Origin of the sequence: Chitinophaga nivalis (genome assembly GCF_025989125.1) — a bacterium.
Classification (GTDB): domain Bacteria; phylum Bacteroidota; class Bacteroidia; order Chitinophagales; family Chitinophagaceae; genus Chitinophaga; species Chitinophaga nivalis.
Map to the genome: position 1 here is coordinate 4,418,233 of NZ_JAPDNR010000001.1, position 19,486 is coordinate 4,437,718.

The window sequence follows — 19,486 nt, forward strand, 5'->3', positions numbered from 1 at the left end:
TCCGGCAATCAGCACTAAATCCGCTTTAGATGAACCAAGATCAATTTATCCCCATTCTGGAGGTAGACCAGCTACAAGTCTCTTATGGTCCGTTCCAGGCAGTAAAACAAATTTCTTTTGCCGTACATGCCGGTGAAATATTCGGCTTACTGGGGCCTAACGGCGCCGGCAAAACGAGTACGCTCAGCGCCATAGAAGGCTTGCTGGCACCGCAAGGTGGCAGCGTACGGGTAGCCGGCTTCGATGTACGTAAACAATCTTTGCACGCCCGCGCCAATATGGGCGTACAGTTACAGGCTACCAGCTTTCAGCCGGAACTGACCATCACAGAAATCATCCGCCTCTTTGCCGGTATCTATGGCATTGCGTTGAGCGACGAAGCTGTACAGGAAAAACTGGAGAGCATTCACCTGGGAGATGCCGCCGGAAAAAAATACGGTCAGCTTTCAGGCGGCCAGCAGCAAAGGGTATCGCTGGTGATTGCCACCATTCACGATCCGCAGCTGGTATTGCTCGATGAACCCACTACCGGTCTTGATCCGCAATCCCGCCGTCAGCTGTGGGAACGTATGGAAGCTATCCGGGAAAAAGGTTGCAGCGTATTGCTCACCACGCACTCCATGGAAGAAGCAGAAGCCGTCTGCGACCGCATCGCGATTATTGACCATGGCCGTGTTATTGCCATCGACGCTCCTGCAGCGCTGATAGCACAACATCAGCACGACCCGGAAGTCATCAGCGTTACCCGTAAAGGCAAAGTCACTCTAGAAGATGTATTTATCGGCCTTACCGGCCGGGCTGTTCGTTCCTGATTAAATCTATCCCGTCGTTATGCAAAGAAGTATTCCTAAAACATCGGCTGTATTATCAGCCTTGCTGCGTGCAGACTTTATTACCCAATGGCGCAACCGCCGCTCTTTCCGGCTGGTATTACTGGTGCCTGTTATCATACTTATTTCCTGGAAAGGACTGGTGGCGAAAATGGGCGGCGAATTCGTACTGGCCGCCTGTATCACCATCGGACTTACCAGCATTGGCCTGATGGGTTATTCCAATAGCATTGCGCGCGATCGCGACAGGGGCATCTTCCAGCGGCTACGTGTAGGCCCGGTATCTTCCTGGGCCATCATGATCAGCCGGATCGTTGTGCAGATTGCCATGATCTTCATTATGACCCTGCTGATTTTCGTAGTGGGGTATACGGTAGATCACATTGCCTTGTCGCCGCTGGGATACCTTTTCGGTATGCTCATATCCCTGGTAGGAGGGGCGCTGTACCTGAGCCTTGGCCAGGTCATTGTAGGGCCTATTAAAAATCCGGAGACCGTCAACACTACTACCCGGCTGGTTTATTTTGTATTTATCATGGTAGGGATGTTTGGTGAATTTGGTATACTGGGCGATGTGGTGAAAGACCTGGTGATATGGTCGCCTTATGGTGTGGTGAAAGCCATCCTCGCCGGCAGTCTGCAACCTGCTTCCTGGAATATGCATACCTCCCTGTCGCTGCTGGCCACCCTGGGATATACCGTGGTCTTTGCCATACTGGGTATTAAGTGGTTCCGCTGGAGCAATAAATAATTTCCGTTTTTCACTATATATAAAACGGGGCGCAGTATTTAACTGCGCCCCGTTTTTTTACTTCACTTTCGGGTCCAGGAACTCCCATTCCCGGATATGTGCCGGCCGGTGTTCCTGTTGCACGATCCGATCGAACTGTGGCAGTAAATCTTTATGCGCAGCCGCCAGGTTATGTTGTTCCCCAGGATCGGCTTCCAGGTCGTATAGTTCCCAGGGTTGATGCCGGTTTTGCTTTAACCCGTTTTTGATGGCTTTCCATTTACCTATGCGGATGGCTACCGCACCTCCTTTCTCCGGATATTCAAAATAGAGGTAGTTTCTGTTGGCCTGCTGCCGGTTGTTGCCCGTCATCGCCGGCAACAGGGAGATCCCATCATTGGGTGGGGCAGGTACACCTGCGATGGCCGCAAAGGTGGCCATCAGGTCGTATTGTACGCCTGGTATATCCACCGTTTTGCCGGCAGGGATTTTTCCCGGCCAACGGGCGATCAGCGGCTCGCGGATGCCGCCTTCATACAAGTCCATTTTTAAGCCTTTTAAGCCGCCGGTGCTATTAAAGAAGGCAGCGTTCACCCCTCCGTTGAAAGTGGTGCCATTATCGCTGGAAAACAGGATAATGGTGTTTTTATCCAATCCCAGCTGTGCTACCTGTTGCATAATGATGCCCACCTGGGTATCCAGGTAGGTAATCATCGCTGCATAGGCCGACAACGGGTAGCGGTGAGGTGCATAGCCCTGCTGGCCGTAATAGGGCTTTTCTGCAAACTGTCCGAGGTACGGCTGCAAGGCGCTATCCGGCACCTGCAGCGACACGTGCGGGATCGTATAGGGCAGGTACAAAAAGAACGGTTGCTGCTGATGTTGCCGGATGAACTGCGTCGCCTTCTGCGTCATGGCATCCACGGCATAGCTTTTCCCTTTGTAGCCATCGAAATCAGCCGGTGTGGCCGTCGCCGGATTCAGTGGCTGATGTACGTTGATATAGGGATTCGGTAAACTGTCTGCCTGGCCGTTTTCCCACAGGTGGGAAGGGTAGAAGTTGTGCGACTGCTTCTGATCGAGGTAGCCATAGAAATAATTGAAGCCCTGTTTATTGGGATCGCCGGTATTGGTATGCATGCCCAGGCCCCATTTGCCTATAGCGGCCGTCGTGTAGCCGGCCTTTTGCAGCATGGTGCCGATGGTAACGGTACCTTCCGGCAGGGGCATCTGTCCGCCTTCCAGTGAGTCCGGGAAACCGCCCAGTTCATAGTTTCCTCTGATATACGAATGACCGCTATGTCGCCCTGTCAGCAACATACAACGGGCCGGCGCACATACCGGCGTGCTGGTATAAAACTGCGTGAAGCGTACGCCTTCCTTTGCGAGCCGGTCGAGGTGGGGTGTCTTTATCTTTTGTTGTCCGTATGCGCCGGTTTCTGCATAGCCCAGGTCATCTGCATAAATGAAGATGATGTTGGGCTTCGATTGTGCCTGTACACGGATGAAAGCCGTTAATACTGTCAGTAGCAATAACGTGGTTTGTTTGATCATATCTGCATTCATTTGCCGGGGTTGAAAGTAATACGGATATCCTGGAAATCCTATGTTTGGAGCTGCGATCACGCAAGCGTTTGCGTACTTTAATGACCTGGTTTTCAGGGTGGCTATAGGGGTGGCTTCAAAAAATATGTCAACAATATTTTGGAAAGATGAAATACGTGCTTATATTTGCGTCCCTGACACGGAAAAAAGATGCCCAGATGGCGAAATTGGTAGACGCACTGTGTTCAGGTCGCAGCGCCTGCAAGGGTGTGCTGGTTCGAATCCAGTTCTGGGCACACAAGAGGCTTGTAAGCAATTGACTTACAAGCCTTTTTTAATTTTGTTAAGTGTCATTTTTCACGCCTTTTTGCGCTTTCTCCCACTATTGTTGACATATGATAGATCCTGTTTCGTAAAATCGGATTTCATAAAAAACATAATTTAATTACTGGCAACTGGTATTTATTTAATAGACGTGAAATGAATAAATAAGGAATCCTATTTGATTTAATAATTACGTCGATAGATTGCGTAGTGCGATTATATTTTGCATTGTAATTATACAGCATGTCTTTAATAAGGATTTTCTTTTGGAATGATGATAAAATTGAATAATTTTTTTTCGCTATAAAAGTATTAATACGTTTACTTCACCAGTAGTATTTTTACTGAAATTAGATGTAATTAATATTCTAATAAAAATATCATTTATCTTGAAATCAGATCCCGAATTGGAAATTCAAGTCCCATATTTTTAATGTGAATTTTCATTTCGCAAGATTCATTAGCATTGGCACATTGTTTCTATATACCTTGTTACTTAAATATCCCTGTAACTTCTTGGGCAACAATCAAGATTAATTGATTGTAAGATTAATCATCAACCCCAAAAATCACACGCTTTTACTTCAAAAAAATCAACAATCTGATTTTGTGTCTCCGGCTTTGTGTTGTATTGAGATTTGTTTCCCTTTTCTTCGTTTTCTTCATTGAAGAAAGCAGATCGGATTATAACTATTTAAAACTATAAATACTAAACTATGAAATTAATTTTCCTAAGCTACCTCTTAGTGATCTGTTCCCTATTAGCGGTACAAGGACAAAATAAGTTCCCGACAACCGGCGCTGTAGGCATTGGAACTGCTAACCCAACGAGTTTACTGCATGTTTTTGATAATAATCGTAACTATTATGTGGATCGCGCTATTACAGGACAAACAGAAGATGCTCAAGGTATTAATTATCTATTATTGCATGAGATTTATACCAACACTTTGTCCGTGGATCGGTATGTAATGGGTAAAATTTCCGGTATCAGAGGAGGAGTAGGTGGTAGCAACCGTAAATGGACCGTTGAAGTTAATACCGCAACAGCTTATAATTCGAATCGCGGCTCGTTAATCAGTTACAATGAACCTAGTAAATTGATTACGTTGGTTTTTAACGGGAAGAGTTATCTGGCACTTGAAATTGCCAATAGTTCTACGCTTAATAATTTTTCATTTACCGGTTACGCAGGAAATGAATTACTACAATTAGTTACAGATAGCCAGGTTACCAATGTTCAGGCCTTCACATCAACTGATCCGATATCTATACAAAGTAATGTTAGTATAGGCGGAACCTATCCGGCTGCCCGCTTAGATATAACCGGTGGTCCACTTTGGACAACCAATAGCTGGGTTAAATCTTTGAAAATACCGAATGGATCGGCGTTCGAGTTTACAGGAGCGGGAAAGTCCTTTGGCCAGGGAGCATCCAACAACCTGTTTTATTTTTTTCATGCAAATACTGATGGTACAGGAGCGGCTAATTATTATATGGCTGTTGATGGTAGTACTGGTAATGTAGCAATAGGAAGTCCAACGCCTGCAGCAAATTATAAGCTGGTAGTGGAAGGTGCTTTCGGTGCAAAAAAAATAAAGGTGCAACAAGGCACATGGGCAGATTATGTCTTTCACGAAAACTATCAGCTTCCTTCCTTATCAACAGTAGAACAATTCATCAAAGAAAATAAACATCTCGAGGGGATTCCTTCCGAAGCAGAGGTGAGCAAGGATGGTATTGATGTGGGCGATATGAATAAAAGGTTGCTGCAAAAAATCGAAGAGCTGACCCTGTACATCATTGATCTGAATAAAAAAGTAGCAGCACTGCAGGCATTAAACCCCGAAAATTACAGATAACGATTTTAATCCCATAATAGTGCATGAATCGCCTTACTTATTGCGGATGCTTTTTTATGATTTACAAGAATGCCTTTGCCCAGGATAGTCTGTTACAAAGAGTTGCTATCATATCAGGAAAATGCCTGTCCCAGGTGGAACATGAACACCGGAAGCTCAAACAGCAGATAATATCAAAAGGCGCCATAAACTTTATTAAATAATAAATCACCTAATATATGTTTTCATCAGGCATGAAAAGATGTTTATTGATTGTATTTATACTGTTAAATATAATTGTTGTAAAAGCACAACGAAGAAGCCCTTTTTCAGAAGTAAGTATAGCATCTCCTACTGCCGCTTCTTTGGGCAAGTTTGTCGATATGCCGGTAAGCTACCACACCGGTAGCCCACAGATCAATATTCCGATTTACGAAATTGAATCCGGGCCATTGAAGCTTCCGATTAGCCTGAGTTATCATCCCTCGGGTTTAAAGGTGATAGAACCAGCCGGTTGGGCAGGTGCAGGATGGACACTTAATGCAGGTGGTGTTATTACACGAACTGTTATGGGAGCACCGGATGAAAAAGGTACTGGAACGATAGATAGTGAGTTCGGGCATTTCAGTGAATTTGGATACAATAGTTATTTATATACGGCTGATATACAGGATTGGGCTGCATTTGCTGAAGGTAGGAAAGATGGGGAGCCGGATTTGTTCTTTTTTAATTTTAACGGATATTCCGGAAAGTTTTACTTTTCTGATGATCGTCTTCCTATCCTTGTACCTGAACAGGATTTAAAGATTGAATATTCCTATTCCGGAACTGGTAGTATTTCCTCTTTTATCATTACAACACCAGACGGTACCAGGTATTTTTTTGGAGCTACTCCCAGTGCTATAGATACAGATCCTGTTGAAATCACAAACCCGATGACAATAGAAAATGGATATGGCTACAGCACGACTGTTTCCAGCTGGTATCTTAATAAAATTGAATCAAATGATAAAGTATTTACTATTAACCTGAGCTATCTGCCGGAGTCCTATAGTTACTTTTCCTGGTCTACATTTCCTATATCCAGTTATGATGTCCTAAATAATAAAAAGGAATATGGTCTTGTTAAAATCTTCCAGAGCGGGGTTAAGTTGGATAAGATCACATTTTCCAATGGCCATATGGATTTTATAGCGGGAGAAACAAGAACTGATCTTGGCGGCTTGTTACGCGAATTTACGGATGATGTGAACACCAATGCGAAAACCCTGGGGGCTATCAATATCTCAAATGATAGGAATTTCTGTAAAAGGTGGCAATTTTTTTACACCTATTTTGAAGATAATCAAACAGGCTTACCTGGCAGTTCGATCAATATTAATACAGATCGAAAGCGGTTAAAACTGGATAGCTTACAGGAGTTGTCCTGTAGTGCATCAATCACATTACCACCTTATAAATTTGATTATTACGTTGAAAAAGTTTCCCGCAGGTTAACGTTTGGTATTGATCATTGGGGATTCTATAATGGGGCTACATCGAACCAGCGATTAATTCCGACCTACAAAGTGGATAACCAAATAGTACCAGCTGCAGACAGAAATGCTGCCTGGCCCGCCATGAGAGGAGGGGCTTTGCGTAGCATATCCTATCCAACAGGAGGGAATACAGATTTCGAATTTGAAGCACATAGAGCGAATATAAGTTACACACGGGATTCTTACGTTAATGATACCTATTTGTCGATTGGATATGATGGTAGTAATCCCCTTACTGTTTCTAAAGTGGTTACACTTCCCGCAGGGATGTATTCAGCTACGTTATCCAGTTCTAATCAGGGTAGCAATGCGAATCTGTCAGTCCAAGATGCTAATGGAAATGCTGCTTTCGCAATGATTGCTTATTCGGATGCTTCAGGCCCTAGCATTGTATATAAAACAGCTTATTTGGCAGCAGGAACCTATACCATTTACCTGAGTAAAGACTGCTCAAATCCAAGTGGTGTAATGACAGGAGTTGGAGCTAACGCATCAGTATACCAGCGTATTCCCATATCATATACTGTAGATACTATTGTTGGTGGATTAAGGATTAAGCAGGTCACAACGCGTGAACCGGTATCAGGAAAAGATATGATTACTGCTTACTCTTACAAAGCCGGTAACGTTTCTTCTGCTGTTGTTTACAGTCGCCCTATCTATGTTCAGACTGTCCGTAATGATCTGATCAGGGATTTGGGGTATTGGAATCCCGCTACCGGATATGAGCGCAGCTGTAGTCCACAGGGCTGTGTAGCCTGCGGAGGGTATCCTTATTATGTATCGCCCAATAGTTTGCGACCGATGGCTACCACGCAGGGCACCCATTTAGGTTATAGTGAAGTAAAAGTAACGCGAACCGGAAATGGTTATAGTGTTTATCGATATTATACAGGTGTACCTTTAGGATCGCCCCCTAATGATGTAGCTGTGCTGGAAGTAAATACCAACGATTGCAATAATTCAATTGGAAATTTTCCGCCAGCACCTTTGCCCTTTGTTGATTTGCGGGGTGAATTGTCAGGTGAAAACCATTTTCGTGAAGATAATGAACTATTGAATGAACGGTTTTATAACTATTCCTTTTCTGCTCCTGTTGCTACTACTCCCGCATTTATTGCTACATACTTTAAAAACTATACCACCACTATGATATTGGGAACTAACTATAAATTGTCAACGACGAAAAAAATTCAAAGTATAGTAACTGAAAATAATTACGACCCGGCTTCGGATAGTTATCAGAGTACCATTACCACCAATGATTTCCAGAGTCCCAATCATCATGAAGCTACCAATACGACCACCACTAATTCTTTAGGAGAAGAACTAGTGGTAAAAAGTAAGTATGCTTTTGATTTCAGAACGAATTGTGATGCAGTGACAGACTGTACGCCATCCTATAAAATAACCTGTGATAACTGCTATACGACGTATCGCAGCGATATAGCTAATTGTGACCCTGCCGTTCCTTATTGTATAACAAGCGTTTTTTTGAAATATCAAAAATGCCTTGCCCAGGCAAGGGCCAGCTATGTTAGTTGTCGCAGAACCAATTTCACAGACCCTGTAAATGCCTACAGTACCTGTTTGCAGACAACGATCAATAATGCAGGTCCGGAGCTGAAACCTATATTGTCCCTGCAACGCAATTATGAAAATGCGGCTGTAGAGATTTCGTCCTGGAAAAATGGAAAACTACTCAAATCAGCTTTTACCAGGTATGATTTTGCCTCCAATCCTGCCGGGCAGGTAGTACCGGATAAATACCAGTTAATTAATCTCACAGCTCCTTCTACTGCATTTACTGCAGCAGGGACCAGTGGCACCGGAATTACCAAAGACACACGTTATAAGGATGAGAAATCGAATGAATACAGTAATGGGAGTGTGGTACAATCACTGGGAAGAGATGGTATCCCGAAATCCTATCTGTACGATTATCAGAACGTCTTACCCATCGCTATTGCTACCAATGCCAGTATTGATCAAATAGCCTATACCTCGTTTGAGGCAGATGGTCGTGGCGGCTGGAATTTTTCCGGTAGCTATGTAAATGACAATACTGCGCCTACAGGAACCAGATGTTATAATTTAAGTTCCGGAGCCCTTAGTAAAAGTGGGTTAACAACATCAGTTACCTATATAGTTTCTTACTGGACTAAAAATACAAGTGCACTTACGGTTGCTGGCACACAGGGGAGTCCGGTAAAAGGAAGAACCACAAACGGCTGGACTTATTTCGAACATAAAGTAACAGGCGTCACAACCCTTGCCATCAGCGGGGCCGCTCAGATTGACGAAGTAAAACTTTATCCGAATGATGCTCAAATGAGAACCTTTACCCATGCACCTTTAATAGGTATTTCCAGTGAATCTGATTTTAAGGACCAGGTTACCTATTATGTCTATGATGATCTTGGCCGGCTCAGCTTAATAAAGGATATGAATGGAAATATCCGGAAAATGATCTGCTATAATAATAGCGGTCAACCGGAAGATTGTGGTGGAGTATTGTTTTCAAATGCTGCCCTTAGCCGGGAATACACCCGGAATAATTGTGGTGTCGGATTTATCGGTAGTAAGGTAATCTACGCTGTTCAGAAGGGAAAATATACAGCTGCTACCCAGGCAACAGCAGATGCACTGGCTAAAGCAGATACCAGCACACAAGGACAGAATTATGCCAATGCAAAGGGGACTTGCAGCAAATCATTTCCCAATGCAGCTACAAGCAAAAGTTTTACCCGGAATAACTGTGGTGAAAACTATGACGGGAGTTCAGTTTTGTATGAGGTGCCGGAGGGTAAGTACCGTGCCGCAACTCAGCTGGAGGCGGATAACCTGGCAAAAGCTGATATGGAAGCCAACGGACCTAACTATGCCAATCAGCATGGCAGTTGTTATTGCAACAAAGAAGGATATAAAGAGATAAGCGGAAGATGTGAAAAAGGAGAGCGCATTGACGGTGTTGAAGAGGTAGGTGGCGGCCGTTGTCGAAACTTCCATATGTATAAATTCTCAGATGGTAGTACCAGTGGTAAATATTATGGTAGTGACGCTGTTTGTCCTTAATGCAATTGCAGAAAATAATTTTATCCATCATTAAGCTGTTTGTATGTTTTCTCTGAAAAGTTATACCCAAAAAATAATTGTGGTGTTGAGTCTTGTCGCATGGACGATGGAGATCAATGCACAGAATACGCCTATACTTCCTGCTTCCGTACCGGCGGCAACACCTGCTGCCGTACCTGCTGCCTATTCCAATAATGGAGTTAACTATATCAGGACCTATGAGCCTTCCAAGCCCATAACTGACCCGCTGAGTGTAATGACTACTCCGGAAATTCGCACTGTTCGTCAGACCACCAGCTACCTGGATGGTTTAGGGAGGACACTGCAAACGGTATTAAAGGGCGCCAGCGGTCAAAATGGACGGGATGTAGTAACGCCTGTCATCTATGACTCCTACGGCAGGGAGCAGTATAAATATCTTCCTTATGTACAGCAGATAGGCAATATTAATGACGGCAAGTTTAAAACGGACCCTTTTAACAGCCAGCAGGGATTTTATCAGGACAATATATTAAATCCGGGTATCGGCAATGATAAGATTTTCTATTCTCAGGTTGATTATGAAGCATCTCCCCTAAACAGGCCACTGAAAACCTATGCGCAGGGTAATAGCTGGGCTAAGACAGGAGCTAATCACCCAAGTGAGCAACAGTATCTGGTAAATACGGCTGCTGATTCCGTTCGGATATGGACACTTCCTGCTACCAATTATATTCCTACCAGCGCGGGTATCTACGCTAAAGGAAGCTTGTTGAAAAATGTTAGCATTGATGAAAATGGCAATAGAGCAATAGCTTTTGTTGATAAGGATAAGCAGGTTGTATTAAAAAAGGTCCAACTGGCACAGACACCAGGAACCGGCCATATAGGATGGCTGTGTACCTATTATGTGTATGATGATTTCAATAAACTCAGGTTTATTATTCCGCCATTGGCTACTGAGAAAATAACTGGTGCCTGGAATCCTGTTACTGTGGCTAATAGTCTATGCTTTAGCTATCGCTATGACGAACGAGGCCGACAGATCATAAAAAAGGTACCAGGTGCAGACTCCAGCGAATATGTCTATGATAACCGGGATCGGCTGGTCTTTAGCAGGGATGGTAACCTGAAACTTAAAAACAAATGGATGGTGAACTTTTATGATAGTCAGAACAGAACTGTTATGACGGCGTTATATAACGCAACTGCTGCCGTTACCAGAGCTTCTTTACAGGCGAGTATGGATGCAGCGGTTCCCGGTAATAAACCAATCACCTATACCTTTCCCGGCGTAGCTGATCTGGTACTGGCAACGCATAACGGGAGTAGCCTTTACCAGGCAACCCAAACCATTACTTTCCAGGATGGATTTGACTCAGGTGCCAGTGCTGATTTTTTAGCGGAAATTAATACCAGTATAAATAATGGTTCATCAACATTAAATGTCAATAATCCTTTACCTCAGATAAGTAGTGCTGATCTCACCCCCCTGACCTATACTTTTTATGATAACTATTCCTTTAATGGAGCTACATCTCCTTTGACTGCTGATTTTGTTAAGCCTATTACCACTCCGGATCAAAACCAGGTTGCAATCACCGGTGTCACTAATATGACCCGCGGATTGACAACCGGAACCAAAGAAAGGGTGATTGACACGGATCAATGGTTAACAACCACTAACTATTACAACGATCTGGGACAACTAATTCAGACCATCGAAGATAATGTGGCCGGGGGACAGGATGTGTTAACAACAGTGTATAATTTTAATGGACAACCGCTGAGTTATTTTTTGCGTCATAAAAACCCCAGAAGCATAACGCCTGAAACTACCAGTTTGCTGATGTTGAGCTACGATGCTGCCTCCAGGCTACTAAGTGTAAAAGAACGGCTAAACGAAAATGCCACCAATGAAAAAGTGATCGCCCTCAACGAATATGATGAATTGGGACAACTAAAATCCAAGCGGTTGGGAGGGCTCGCTGCTAAACAGTTAGAGCGGATCACCTATGACTACAATGTCCGGGGCTGGCTCAAAACCATCGGAAAAAAATATCTGAACAGTACGGATGATTCAGCTCATTTCGGACAAGAATATAATTATGACTTTGGATTTAAAGAAAACCAGTATAACAATAATACCGGAGGAATCCGCTGGAAGGGGTGGAATGACAAAACGCAGCGGGCATATGGCTTTCAGTACGACAAAACCAACCAGTTGCTGGCGGCATATTTTTCGCAGCAAAATACAGCAGGTGCACTTTGGACCAAAGATAAGGCAGATTTTACGGTAGATGGACTTACCTATGATGCTAATGGGAATATCCGGGCTATGACACAAAAGGGACTGATTGGCGCGCAGATAAGTACTATAGATCAGTTAACGTACTCCTATGAAGCTGCCGGCAACCGGCTACTTTCCGTTACAGATGCCAGCCCGGTAACCAACCCGCTTGGAGATTTTAAGAATGGAACTAATTCAGGCAATGATTATACCTATGATACTATTGGGAATGTAATAAATGATCTGAATCGGAAAATAGCCTCTATAGCATACAACCATCTGGGACTGCCGAAATTGATTACCTATGTTAATCAATCTTCCATTCAATACCAATATGATGCTGCTGGCAAAAAACTGAGAAAAATCGTCATTGATAAAGGCATCAGCCCATTCAAACAGACAACGACAGATTATATAAACAGTTTTGTGTACAAGAATGATAGTTTACAATTCATCACGAATCAGGAAGGGCGGGCCAGAGCAATGTATAAAACCGGTTTACCGGTTTCCTATGCCTATGATTTTTTTATAAAGGATTTATTAGGCAACACCCGGATGGTACTATCAGATAGAAGCGACCTGGAATTGTATCAAGCCACCATGGAGACTGAGCAAGCCTCCCGTGAAGTAGCTTTATTCAGTAATGTTGATGATACCAGGGCGCCAAAGCCTGCAGGGTATCCGGAAGATAATAGTGCGGGAGATAATAAGTCTGTGGCCAAACTGAATGCCAAAGAAGGAGGAAAAAAAATAGGCCCCTCCATTGTTTTACGGGTGATGGCCGGGGATACCATACAAATAGGTGTAAAGGCATTCTTTAAATCTACTGGCCCCAAAGAAGTAGACTCTCCATTAGTTCCTGCTGAAAATATGCTGCAAGACCTGATACAAACATTTGCAGGTAACAACCGGCAGCCAGGTGATCATAGCTTTTCTGAAAACGGGCAGGCTACTCCGTTTACCAACAATTTTCTCAATAATGACTATCAGCGATTAAAAGAGAGGGAATCGAACCCCAATAATATCAGCAAACCTAAATCCTACCTTAATTTTGTTTTGTTCGATGATCTGTTTAACTTGGTAGAAGAGAATAGTGGTGTAAAACAGGTGAAGGAAGAGCCGGATCAGTTGCAGACACTGGTACAGGATAAAATGACTATCCAAAAAAGTGGATTCCTGTATGTATATACCAGCAATGAAGTTCAGCAGGATGTGTTCTTTGATAATTTAACAGTGGCGAAGGCAGCAGGTCCTGTATTGGAAGAAACCCATTATTATCCGTTTGGGTTGACGATGATGGGAATTAGTTCCAATGCTTTGGTAGGTAGTAACTATCCGGAGAACCGTTTAAAATACAACGGGAAAGAGTTACAGAGTATGGAGTTTGGAGTCGGAAGTGGGCTTGAATTATATGACTACGGAGCCAGGATGTACGATATACAGATTGGCAGGTGGAATACTATTGATCTACTTGCTGATAGTATGAGACACTTTTCTCCTTACAGTTATGCTTATAATAATCCAATTAGATTTATTGATCCAGATGGAATGAAACCTGAGGATTGGGTGAAGTTTAAGAATAGTAATGGTCAATATAGTGTCACTTGGGATAACAAAGTCACAGATCAAAAATCTGCAGTGGCATTGTATGGTAGTGAAGCGAAATATTTAGGTCAGTCAGCAATCTGGTATTCAAATACAGAAGGTAATCAACAGTGGGCTTTGGGGCCAGGAGGAAAATTTCATGAGTTAAAAACTAACAAAGGGCTATCGGTTGCAGGAACAGTAAATGATGTCGCGTCGAATACTGTTATTCCTGTTGTGCAAGCTGGATTTGGTGCAGCAGGAAAATTACTACAAGAAGGTGCTAAAGATATTGTAATAGGATCGAAAGTATTATCAATTACAGGAAAAACATTAGGAGTTGCCGGAGGGTTGCTAACAATAGCAGACGGTCTTACAAACGAAAGAGGGTTTACAACTAAACATTACATTGACCTCGCCGTTGGCGCAGCTGGATTTATACCAGGAGTAGGAACATTTATAGGCGTAGGGTGGTTTGTTGGGAACATAGTATCAACAGCAACTACAGGACGTAGCATTTCAGAAAATATTCAAAAAGTTATTGACGAAAAGAATCAATAGATAACTATATGTACAGATGGATCTTTATTAGCATTTATAAGTATTACGCTCGTTTTAAAAATGAAGCTCCTAGATTTACAGCCTCATTATTGGTCACTTTAAGCCAAATGGGTATTCTATTAGTTGCTTTGTCCATATGGAAGCGTTATGTATACTGGAATTTGACTGTCTTATTCCCTTATAAATTTTTGATACTTCCGATAGCATTTATTTGGTGGTTATATATATATAAGTGGTATACAGTGGAAAAAATCGCGACTTTAACAACAGAATTTGATAGCCTCCCTCAACGTAAACGACGATTTTGGGCCTTCACAAGCTTAATAGTGACAGCATTACCATATATTTTAATTGCAATTCTATTAACCAAAAGCACATAATTAAAGCTACTGCAGTTGTAAATACAATATTAACAGGAAAGCCAGAAATATAGTAGTTTCAAATATGCCCCCATAGCTGATTAGGCAATTTATTTGCTGGTTGACCGTTATTTTAAGAAATCTACTTCTTCCACCTCAATGAATATTTTTACAATTTGCAAAACCTATTACATGAAGAAAACGGCCCTGATTTTTACCTGTTTCCTATTCATTAGTACATGCTATGCCCAGATTCTAAAAATTGACAACGGTATTTCTATAAATAGTCTCAAGGGAAAGAAATTTGACCTTTTCCCTCAAAAGATTGTTTCATACACCGGAATGGTTGGTGTGGAATATCTTCAAAAAAAATGGTTTTATCTTTCGAGTGAAATTGGCTACATCAAACTGGGTGGGAAAGAGAATAGCACTGTGGGGAGTGCAGCAAACGCTAATAAGGAGAGCTGGAACTATGCTCAGCTAAATACGTCATTTCGGCTGCGGACTCCGGGCAGTAAAACAGAATTTTATCTGGGAGCCGGACCATATCTGAATATATTACTTGGTTCAGGTACTTTTAGCGATGATCTGTATGCTGGTTACTCCATACAAAAGACCAATTGGGGCAGCAAATTGGAGGCTGGTATTAATGAGAACATCAATAAATTCAGGGTTGGTATAAACTGTACCTATTTGCTACCCTTTTCACCTGTTGCAAAAAGCCCTTACACCTCGATTGATGCCAGATCACTGGCTGTCTATATAAGCCTCGGTTATAGGATGAAATAACAGCCCTGGGAAGTACCAGTGGATTTGCTTATCTCCTGAAGTGCTGATTCTCCACCGGTATCGTATAATTCCTTGATCCGGTAGAAACTATCCCGATTGTATCCTCTCACTTTACATGCCTGGGAGACATTACCCAAATTTTCTGCTAACTTCAGCAATCCTAATTTGGTTTTGATTTGACCTCTCCCCAAAATTCTACTTTTGATCGCTACTAATTTGGAGAGGACTTCAGATTAATTTGTCATTACTTTTCATTTCTGACAGTTTTAGGGGGATTAATGAATAAGTGTGGTTACTTAAAGTTAATCCCTTACTGTCAGATTAAGTCGTGACTATTTCATATAAAGATTCCAGCATAAGAAGGTCACCCTATTGTGGTGGCTTTTTAGTTTCTGAAATATTCTTACTATTGAAACATACTTTTATCATCTATATTATTTTAATGAACTATTGGACTTTAGCCCAAAGTCTATTCTTACTTGTTGCCGCTGGCTCGTTGATCTACGTACCTATGAGTATCCTTTTCATACCAGCTTCTATGCCCCGTTATTAATATCCCGATGTTATCAATAAGACGTTTTACCAGGTGAGAGCAGGTGCCAAAATCCGGAAGTTCATTTGCTGTTTTGCAAAACGCGCTTACATTGTCGTCATGCATTGAAATTGCTTTCAAATAGGCATCAGTAGTACTTAATCCAAATTGATGCTCCAAAATCAATACAATATTCATAACATCTTTTTCCCTTTCTTTCTCCACGGAAAAATAGTCATTGGCAAATGCTATTATTTTACAAACTAAGGAAGCTAAATGTTGAATTACCGGGTGATAGAATATACGATCTGGTAAAGCATGCCCTGCTTGGAGTTCACATAAATCAATTAAAGGATATACTAAGACTGCTTTTTCTCTTATAGTTACATAATCTTCAATTGTGGGGAAAATCATATTGGATTTATAGTACGCTTCCAATTGCATTCCTTCAAAACCCTTATCAATGCTGTTAATGTATCTGTTCATCCAATACATTGGCATATGATTTAGCATTTCTTCGCGTTGTACTTTTAATTGCATCAATAATGAATTATCGCGTGGTTGCAGTGAGAAACCCCTCAAAGTGGCTATTGATCTGTCGCGGACATTTTGGATTTCATTTACAGGACTATTTTCATAAAGATCATCATTGATAAGGCCCCAGAGCAGAAAACGAGTAATTGGCTTTAATTTTTCAAAGCTCGCAAATGGATACATCCTGGCAGCCATGTATCCTACGTGTGTGTGGTGGTATTTGTAGTTTTGAGTTTTTCTATTGAACTCATCTGGCATAACTACATAATCTTTGGAGAGCCACTTTTGGCTTTCTTGCTCAATTGCTTCAGCTTTTGAATTTCTTAAATCATGAAATGGGTAAGTAAGTCCTGGAATGATTTGCTTCTTCATAATAAATTGTTTTTAAATGAAACGATCATCATGCTAATACTTTATTTATATAGTAAAAAGTTAAAATTTATCTTTTAAAACCCGCTGAAAGCTAAATGATTATTGTAATACATGCGCAGGTTATGTAACCGTTAAATTGAATAGCAATTAATCAGGCTGTTATCAGCTACATATTGTTACTGAAATGAGACGTCAGATTATTGGCGTAATAAAATAGTAAGCAATACAAACTATATGGTGAAAAAAATATTCAACCTTTCAAGCTGTAAATTATATTTTCCTAGATGAAATTCTGCACCTCTATTTGATGGAATGAAAATATTTATTCCCTACATTTGGGTGGTGGAAAATGTTAAACATTCGCTATAATTTTTCCCTTTTTTCCATGATGTGATAGCAATGATTTTAATTAACCATGAACCTGAAAAACTACATGACAGTTCTTTCAGGTGACACCTGATTATAAATGAGAGCAGACACGTGATGATAACATTAATGCATGTCACAGCTGAAATGAGTAGTGTATTTATATCATGTCATTGCATCTGATTCCGTGAGGCACTATTAACCCGCATAGATAATTGTACTATTATAACGTATCATATTTAACACCATAAAACTTTATTGTTCATATGTTTTCCCAGGCGAATTAACCTTTCCCGCTTTAAAACCTGTCAGCATAAGCTATTTGATAAAAAGATATGTGCTTCTAATGCAGCAGATGCAACAGGTAAAGAACCCTGACAGATATTAACCTACCCCGACCCAATTCTAACAACTAACAAAAATTCAGCAAATATTTTTAATGAAAAAGCTATAGATACCAGAAAGGAAGCGGCGAAAATACAAGGCTTCATGCCAGCTTTTATAGCTGCGTATTAAATGACCTGTTGTTGTAACCATACAGCACAAATCTTTATTGTGTTATCCCGATTCAATAACTGGCACTGGCTAAATAACTATATCGTAACCTAATCTATTTACCTATGATAGTAGCAACCGGGAGGGTGCGCTTCACACTCGGACCTATACACTGTTTCTGTATAAATATAAGTACTGACTGTTGTTCAGGATAATACACACAGGTAGTCAGGTCATCACTGACCGTATACTTTATCAGTTTTAATAAACTGGTTGCGCATCAACTGTGCAATCGGCAATGGCATTACTATGTGCAGCCGGAACGGCCGATACAACACTACTGTATCGGGAGGGGAAGCTTTGTGCTAAGGTGATGAGCCTTCAAAACAGTTTACATTTTAATACTCTAATACTTAAAACATGAAAATCAAGTATTGCTTACTGGCAGCCGTTGGCGCCACATTCCTCCTCATCAGTTCCTGTAAGAAAGATCAGGTGGCTGACAACCCACAACAACCCATTCGGAGTTTCCGGGATTTGAAAAAAATACCGAATGGAGTAGTGAATGTTAATTCAGGCGGCATCAGTCTGAAAGATTTCTTAGATCACAACAAAAAGAGCACTATTGAGTTTCTCAAAGACAGTATCTGGCCGGACGGTATTGGTAAGTCCCTGATATTTTTAGCGGATGAACAGGTGGCGCCAGACAACCAGCTGCGTTACATTTATCCGGGTTCCCTGTTACAGGCAGATGGTATTTCCAACCTCCGGTATGTGCCTATTGCAAAGTATCAATCTAAAGTGAAGCCGATCACCGTATCCATTTCTGCGCCTGGTCAATACGTTTCCAGTGTGATTGCGGTTCCCAGCCTTTCTGCCACCAGAAACTTCATCGGTAACGTATTCGGAAATGTAACCGGCACGCAGCTTTCCGGGTTTGAATTTAACATGACCCAGTTTACCTATTACGATGAACTTAAACTGGCGTTCGGCGCTAATGTCAATGTAGGAAATATCTTTTCTGTGGGTGCTTCTTACGGCAAAGAAAAAATTCAAAGTAAGACAGGACTGGTAGCCAAGTTTATTCAAAAGAATTTCTCCCTGGATATGGATATCCCTGCAAACGGAGAATTACTTGACTCTACTGTAAAACCGTCAGACCTGGGACCCTACTCCCCATTATATGTAAGTTCTATTACCTACGGTAGATTAGGTGTCATCAAAGTAGAATCTGAAGAGGAGTACAGTGCCGTTAAATTTGCATTTAACGTAGCATTTAAGGCCGGCATCGTTGGCGCAGGGGTAACAGTGGATGCCGAAACCAAAAGAATCATCACGAATTCGCTTATTCAGGTGAAGGTCATTGGTGGAGAAGGAGATGAAGTGGTGAAGACAATTGTGGGATACGATGAGTTCCGGAAATTCATTCAATCCGGTGGCAATTATTCTGCCCAGGCGCCTGGATTCCCGCTGTATTTCACCCTGAGTCATTTAAGCGACCATTCTGTATACAGCACCCTCTTTAATGTGAATATTTCCAACAAGTAATCGCTAAGAAAGGGTCCATATTAAAATGTATTTTCTCCTGTTCTGCTTTTGGTATACCGCAAATCTCTTTTGCGGTATACCAAAAGCAGAATGATATCATGATTGCGTAACGATTACAAGCATGATACCGGTTAAGGAGAAGCACACGTATAGACCCCATCCGGGCGATGCTATATTTATTCAGGTATTAATAT

9 protein-coding genes, 1 tRNA gene and 1 pseudogene are annotated in these 19,486 nt (G+C 41.9%); 8 read left to right on the forward strand and 3 right to left on the reverse strand.

Going from position 1 to position 19,486, the window contains the following annotated elements:
- Nucleotides 1-29 precede the first annotated feature (29 nt).
- Entirely contained in the window at nucleotides 30-812 is a 783-nt protein-coding gene (locus OL444_RS17605) for an ABC transporter ATP-binding protein (protein ID WP_264731029.1), read from the forward strand.
- Nucleotides 813-831: 19 nt separating this feature from the next.
- A complete protein-coding gene (locus OL444_RS17610) occupies nucleotides 832-1,581 on the forward strand; it encodes an ABC transporter permease (RefSeq protein WP_264731027.1) in 750 nt (249 codons plus the stop codon).
- A gap of 57 nt (nucleotides 1,582-1,638) precedes the next feature.
- On the opposite strand, the gene OL444_RS17615 is transcribed toward OL444_RS17610, so the two are convergent.
- Nucleotides 1,639-3,126 (reverse strand): arylsulfatase, encoded by a 1,488-nt coding sequence (locus OL444_RS17615; protein WP_264731024.1) that lies wholly within the window; start codon nucleotides 3,124-3,126, stop codon nucleotides 1,639-1,641.
- 191 nt (nucleotides 3,127-3,317) lie between these two features.
- Between OL444_RS17615 and OL444_RS17620 the strand changes: the two genes are divergently transcribed.
- From OL444_RS17620 to OL444_RS17640, 5 genes are all read left to right on the forward strand, one after another.
- Nucleotides 3,318-3,401 (forward strand) — tRNA-Leu (locus tag OL444_RS17620).
- A gap of 744 nt (nucleotides 3,402-4,145) precedes the next feature.
- Nucleotides 4,146-5,291 (forward strand): hypothetical protein, encoded by a 1,146-nt coding sequence (locus OL444_RS17625; protein ID WP_264731022.1) that lies wholly within the window; start codon nucleotides 4,146-4,148, stop codon nucleotides 5,289-5,291.
- 218 nt (nucleotides 5,292-5,509) lie between these two features.
- Entirely contained in the window at nucleotides 5,510-9,883 is a 4,374-nt protein-coding gene (locus OL444_RS17630) for a DUF5977 domain-containing protein (protein ID WP_264731020.1), read from the forward strand.
- Between the two features lie 43 nt (nucleotides 9,884-9,926).
- Nucleotides 9,927-14,297 carry a DUF6443 domain-containing protein gene (locus OL444_RS17635; RefSeq protein ID WP_264731018.1) on the forward strand — a complete coding sequence of 1,457 codons (4,371 nt, stop codon included), beginning with the start codon at nucleotides 9,927-9,929 and terminating at the stop codon, nucleotides 14,295-14,297.
- A 551-nt stretch (nucleotides 14,298-14,848) separates the two neighbouring features.
- Entirely contained in the window at nucleotides 14,849-15,445 is a 597-nt protein-coding gene (locus OL444_RS17640) for a hypothetical protein (RefSeq protein WP_264731016.1), read from the forward strand.
- Between the two features lie 20 nt (nucleotides 15,446-15,465).
- Here OL444_RS17640 and OL444_RS17645 read toward each other — a convergent pair.
- Together OL444_RS17645 and OL444_RS17650 are read right to left on the reverse strand one after the other, a co-directional pair.
- Nucleotides 15,466-15,639, reverse strand: a pseudogene (locus OL444_RS17645) (helix-turn-helix domain-containing protein); the annotation flags it as partial.
- Nucleotides 15,640-15,920: 281 nt separating this feature from the next.
- Complete coding sequence (locus OL444_RS17650; protein WP_264731014.1) at nucleotides 15,921-16,883, reverse strand: terpene synthase family protein; 963 nt, start codon at nucleotides 16,881-16,883, stop codon at nucleotides 15,921-15,923.
- 1,281 nt (nucleotides 16,884-18,164) lie between these two features.
- On the opposite strand from OL444_RS17650, the gene OL444_RS17655 reads away from it, so the two are divergent.
- Complete coding sequence (locus tag OL444_RS17655; RefSeq protein WP_264731012.1) at nucleotides 18,165-19,292, forward strand: thiol-activated cytolysin family protein; 1,128 nt, start codon at nucleotides 18,165-18,167, stop codon at nucleotides 19,290-19,292.
- The last annotated feature ends 194 nt before the right edge of the window (nucleotides 19,293-19,486 follow it).

Excerpts from the sequence above, each read along its gene's own strand:
- OL444_RS17655 (WP_264731012.1), top strand. The coding sequence starts at position 18,165 with ATGAAAATCAAGTATTGCTTACTGGCAGCCGTTGGCGCCACATTCCTC.
- OL444_RS17615 (WP_264731024.1), bottom strand. The coding sequence starts at position 3,126 with ATGAATGCAGATATGATCAAACAAACCACGTTATTGCTACTGACAGTA.
- OL444_RS17605 (WP_264731029.1), top strand. The coding sequence starts at position 30 with ATGAACCAAGATCAATTTATCCCCATTCTGGAGGTAGACCAGCTACAA.
- OL444_RS17630 (WP_264731020.1), top strand. The coding sequence starts at position 5,510 with ATGTTTTCATCAGGCATGAAAAGATGTTTATTGATTGTATTTATACTG.
- OL444_RS17635 (WP_264731018.1), top strand. The coding sequence starts at position 9,927 with ATGTTTTCTCTGAAAAGTTATACCCAAAAAATAATTGTGGTGTTGAGT.
- OL444_RS17640 (WP_264731016.1), top strand. The coding sequence starts at position 14,849 with ATGAAGAAAACGGCCCTGATTTTTACCTGTTTCCTATTCATTAGTACA.
- OL444_RS17650 (WP_264731014.1), bottom strand. The coding sequence starts at position 16,883 with ATGAAGAAGCAAATCATTCCAGGACTTACTTACCCATTTCATGATTTA.
- OL444_RS17610 (WP_264731027.1), top strand. The coding sequence starts at position 832 with ATGCAAAGAAGTATTCCTAAAACATCGGCTGTATTATCAGCCTTGCTG.
- OL444_RS17625 (WP_264731022.1), top strand. The coding sequence starts at position 4,146 with ATGAAATTAATTTTCCTAAGCTACCTCTTAGTGATCTGTTCCCTATTA.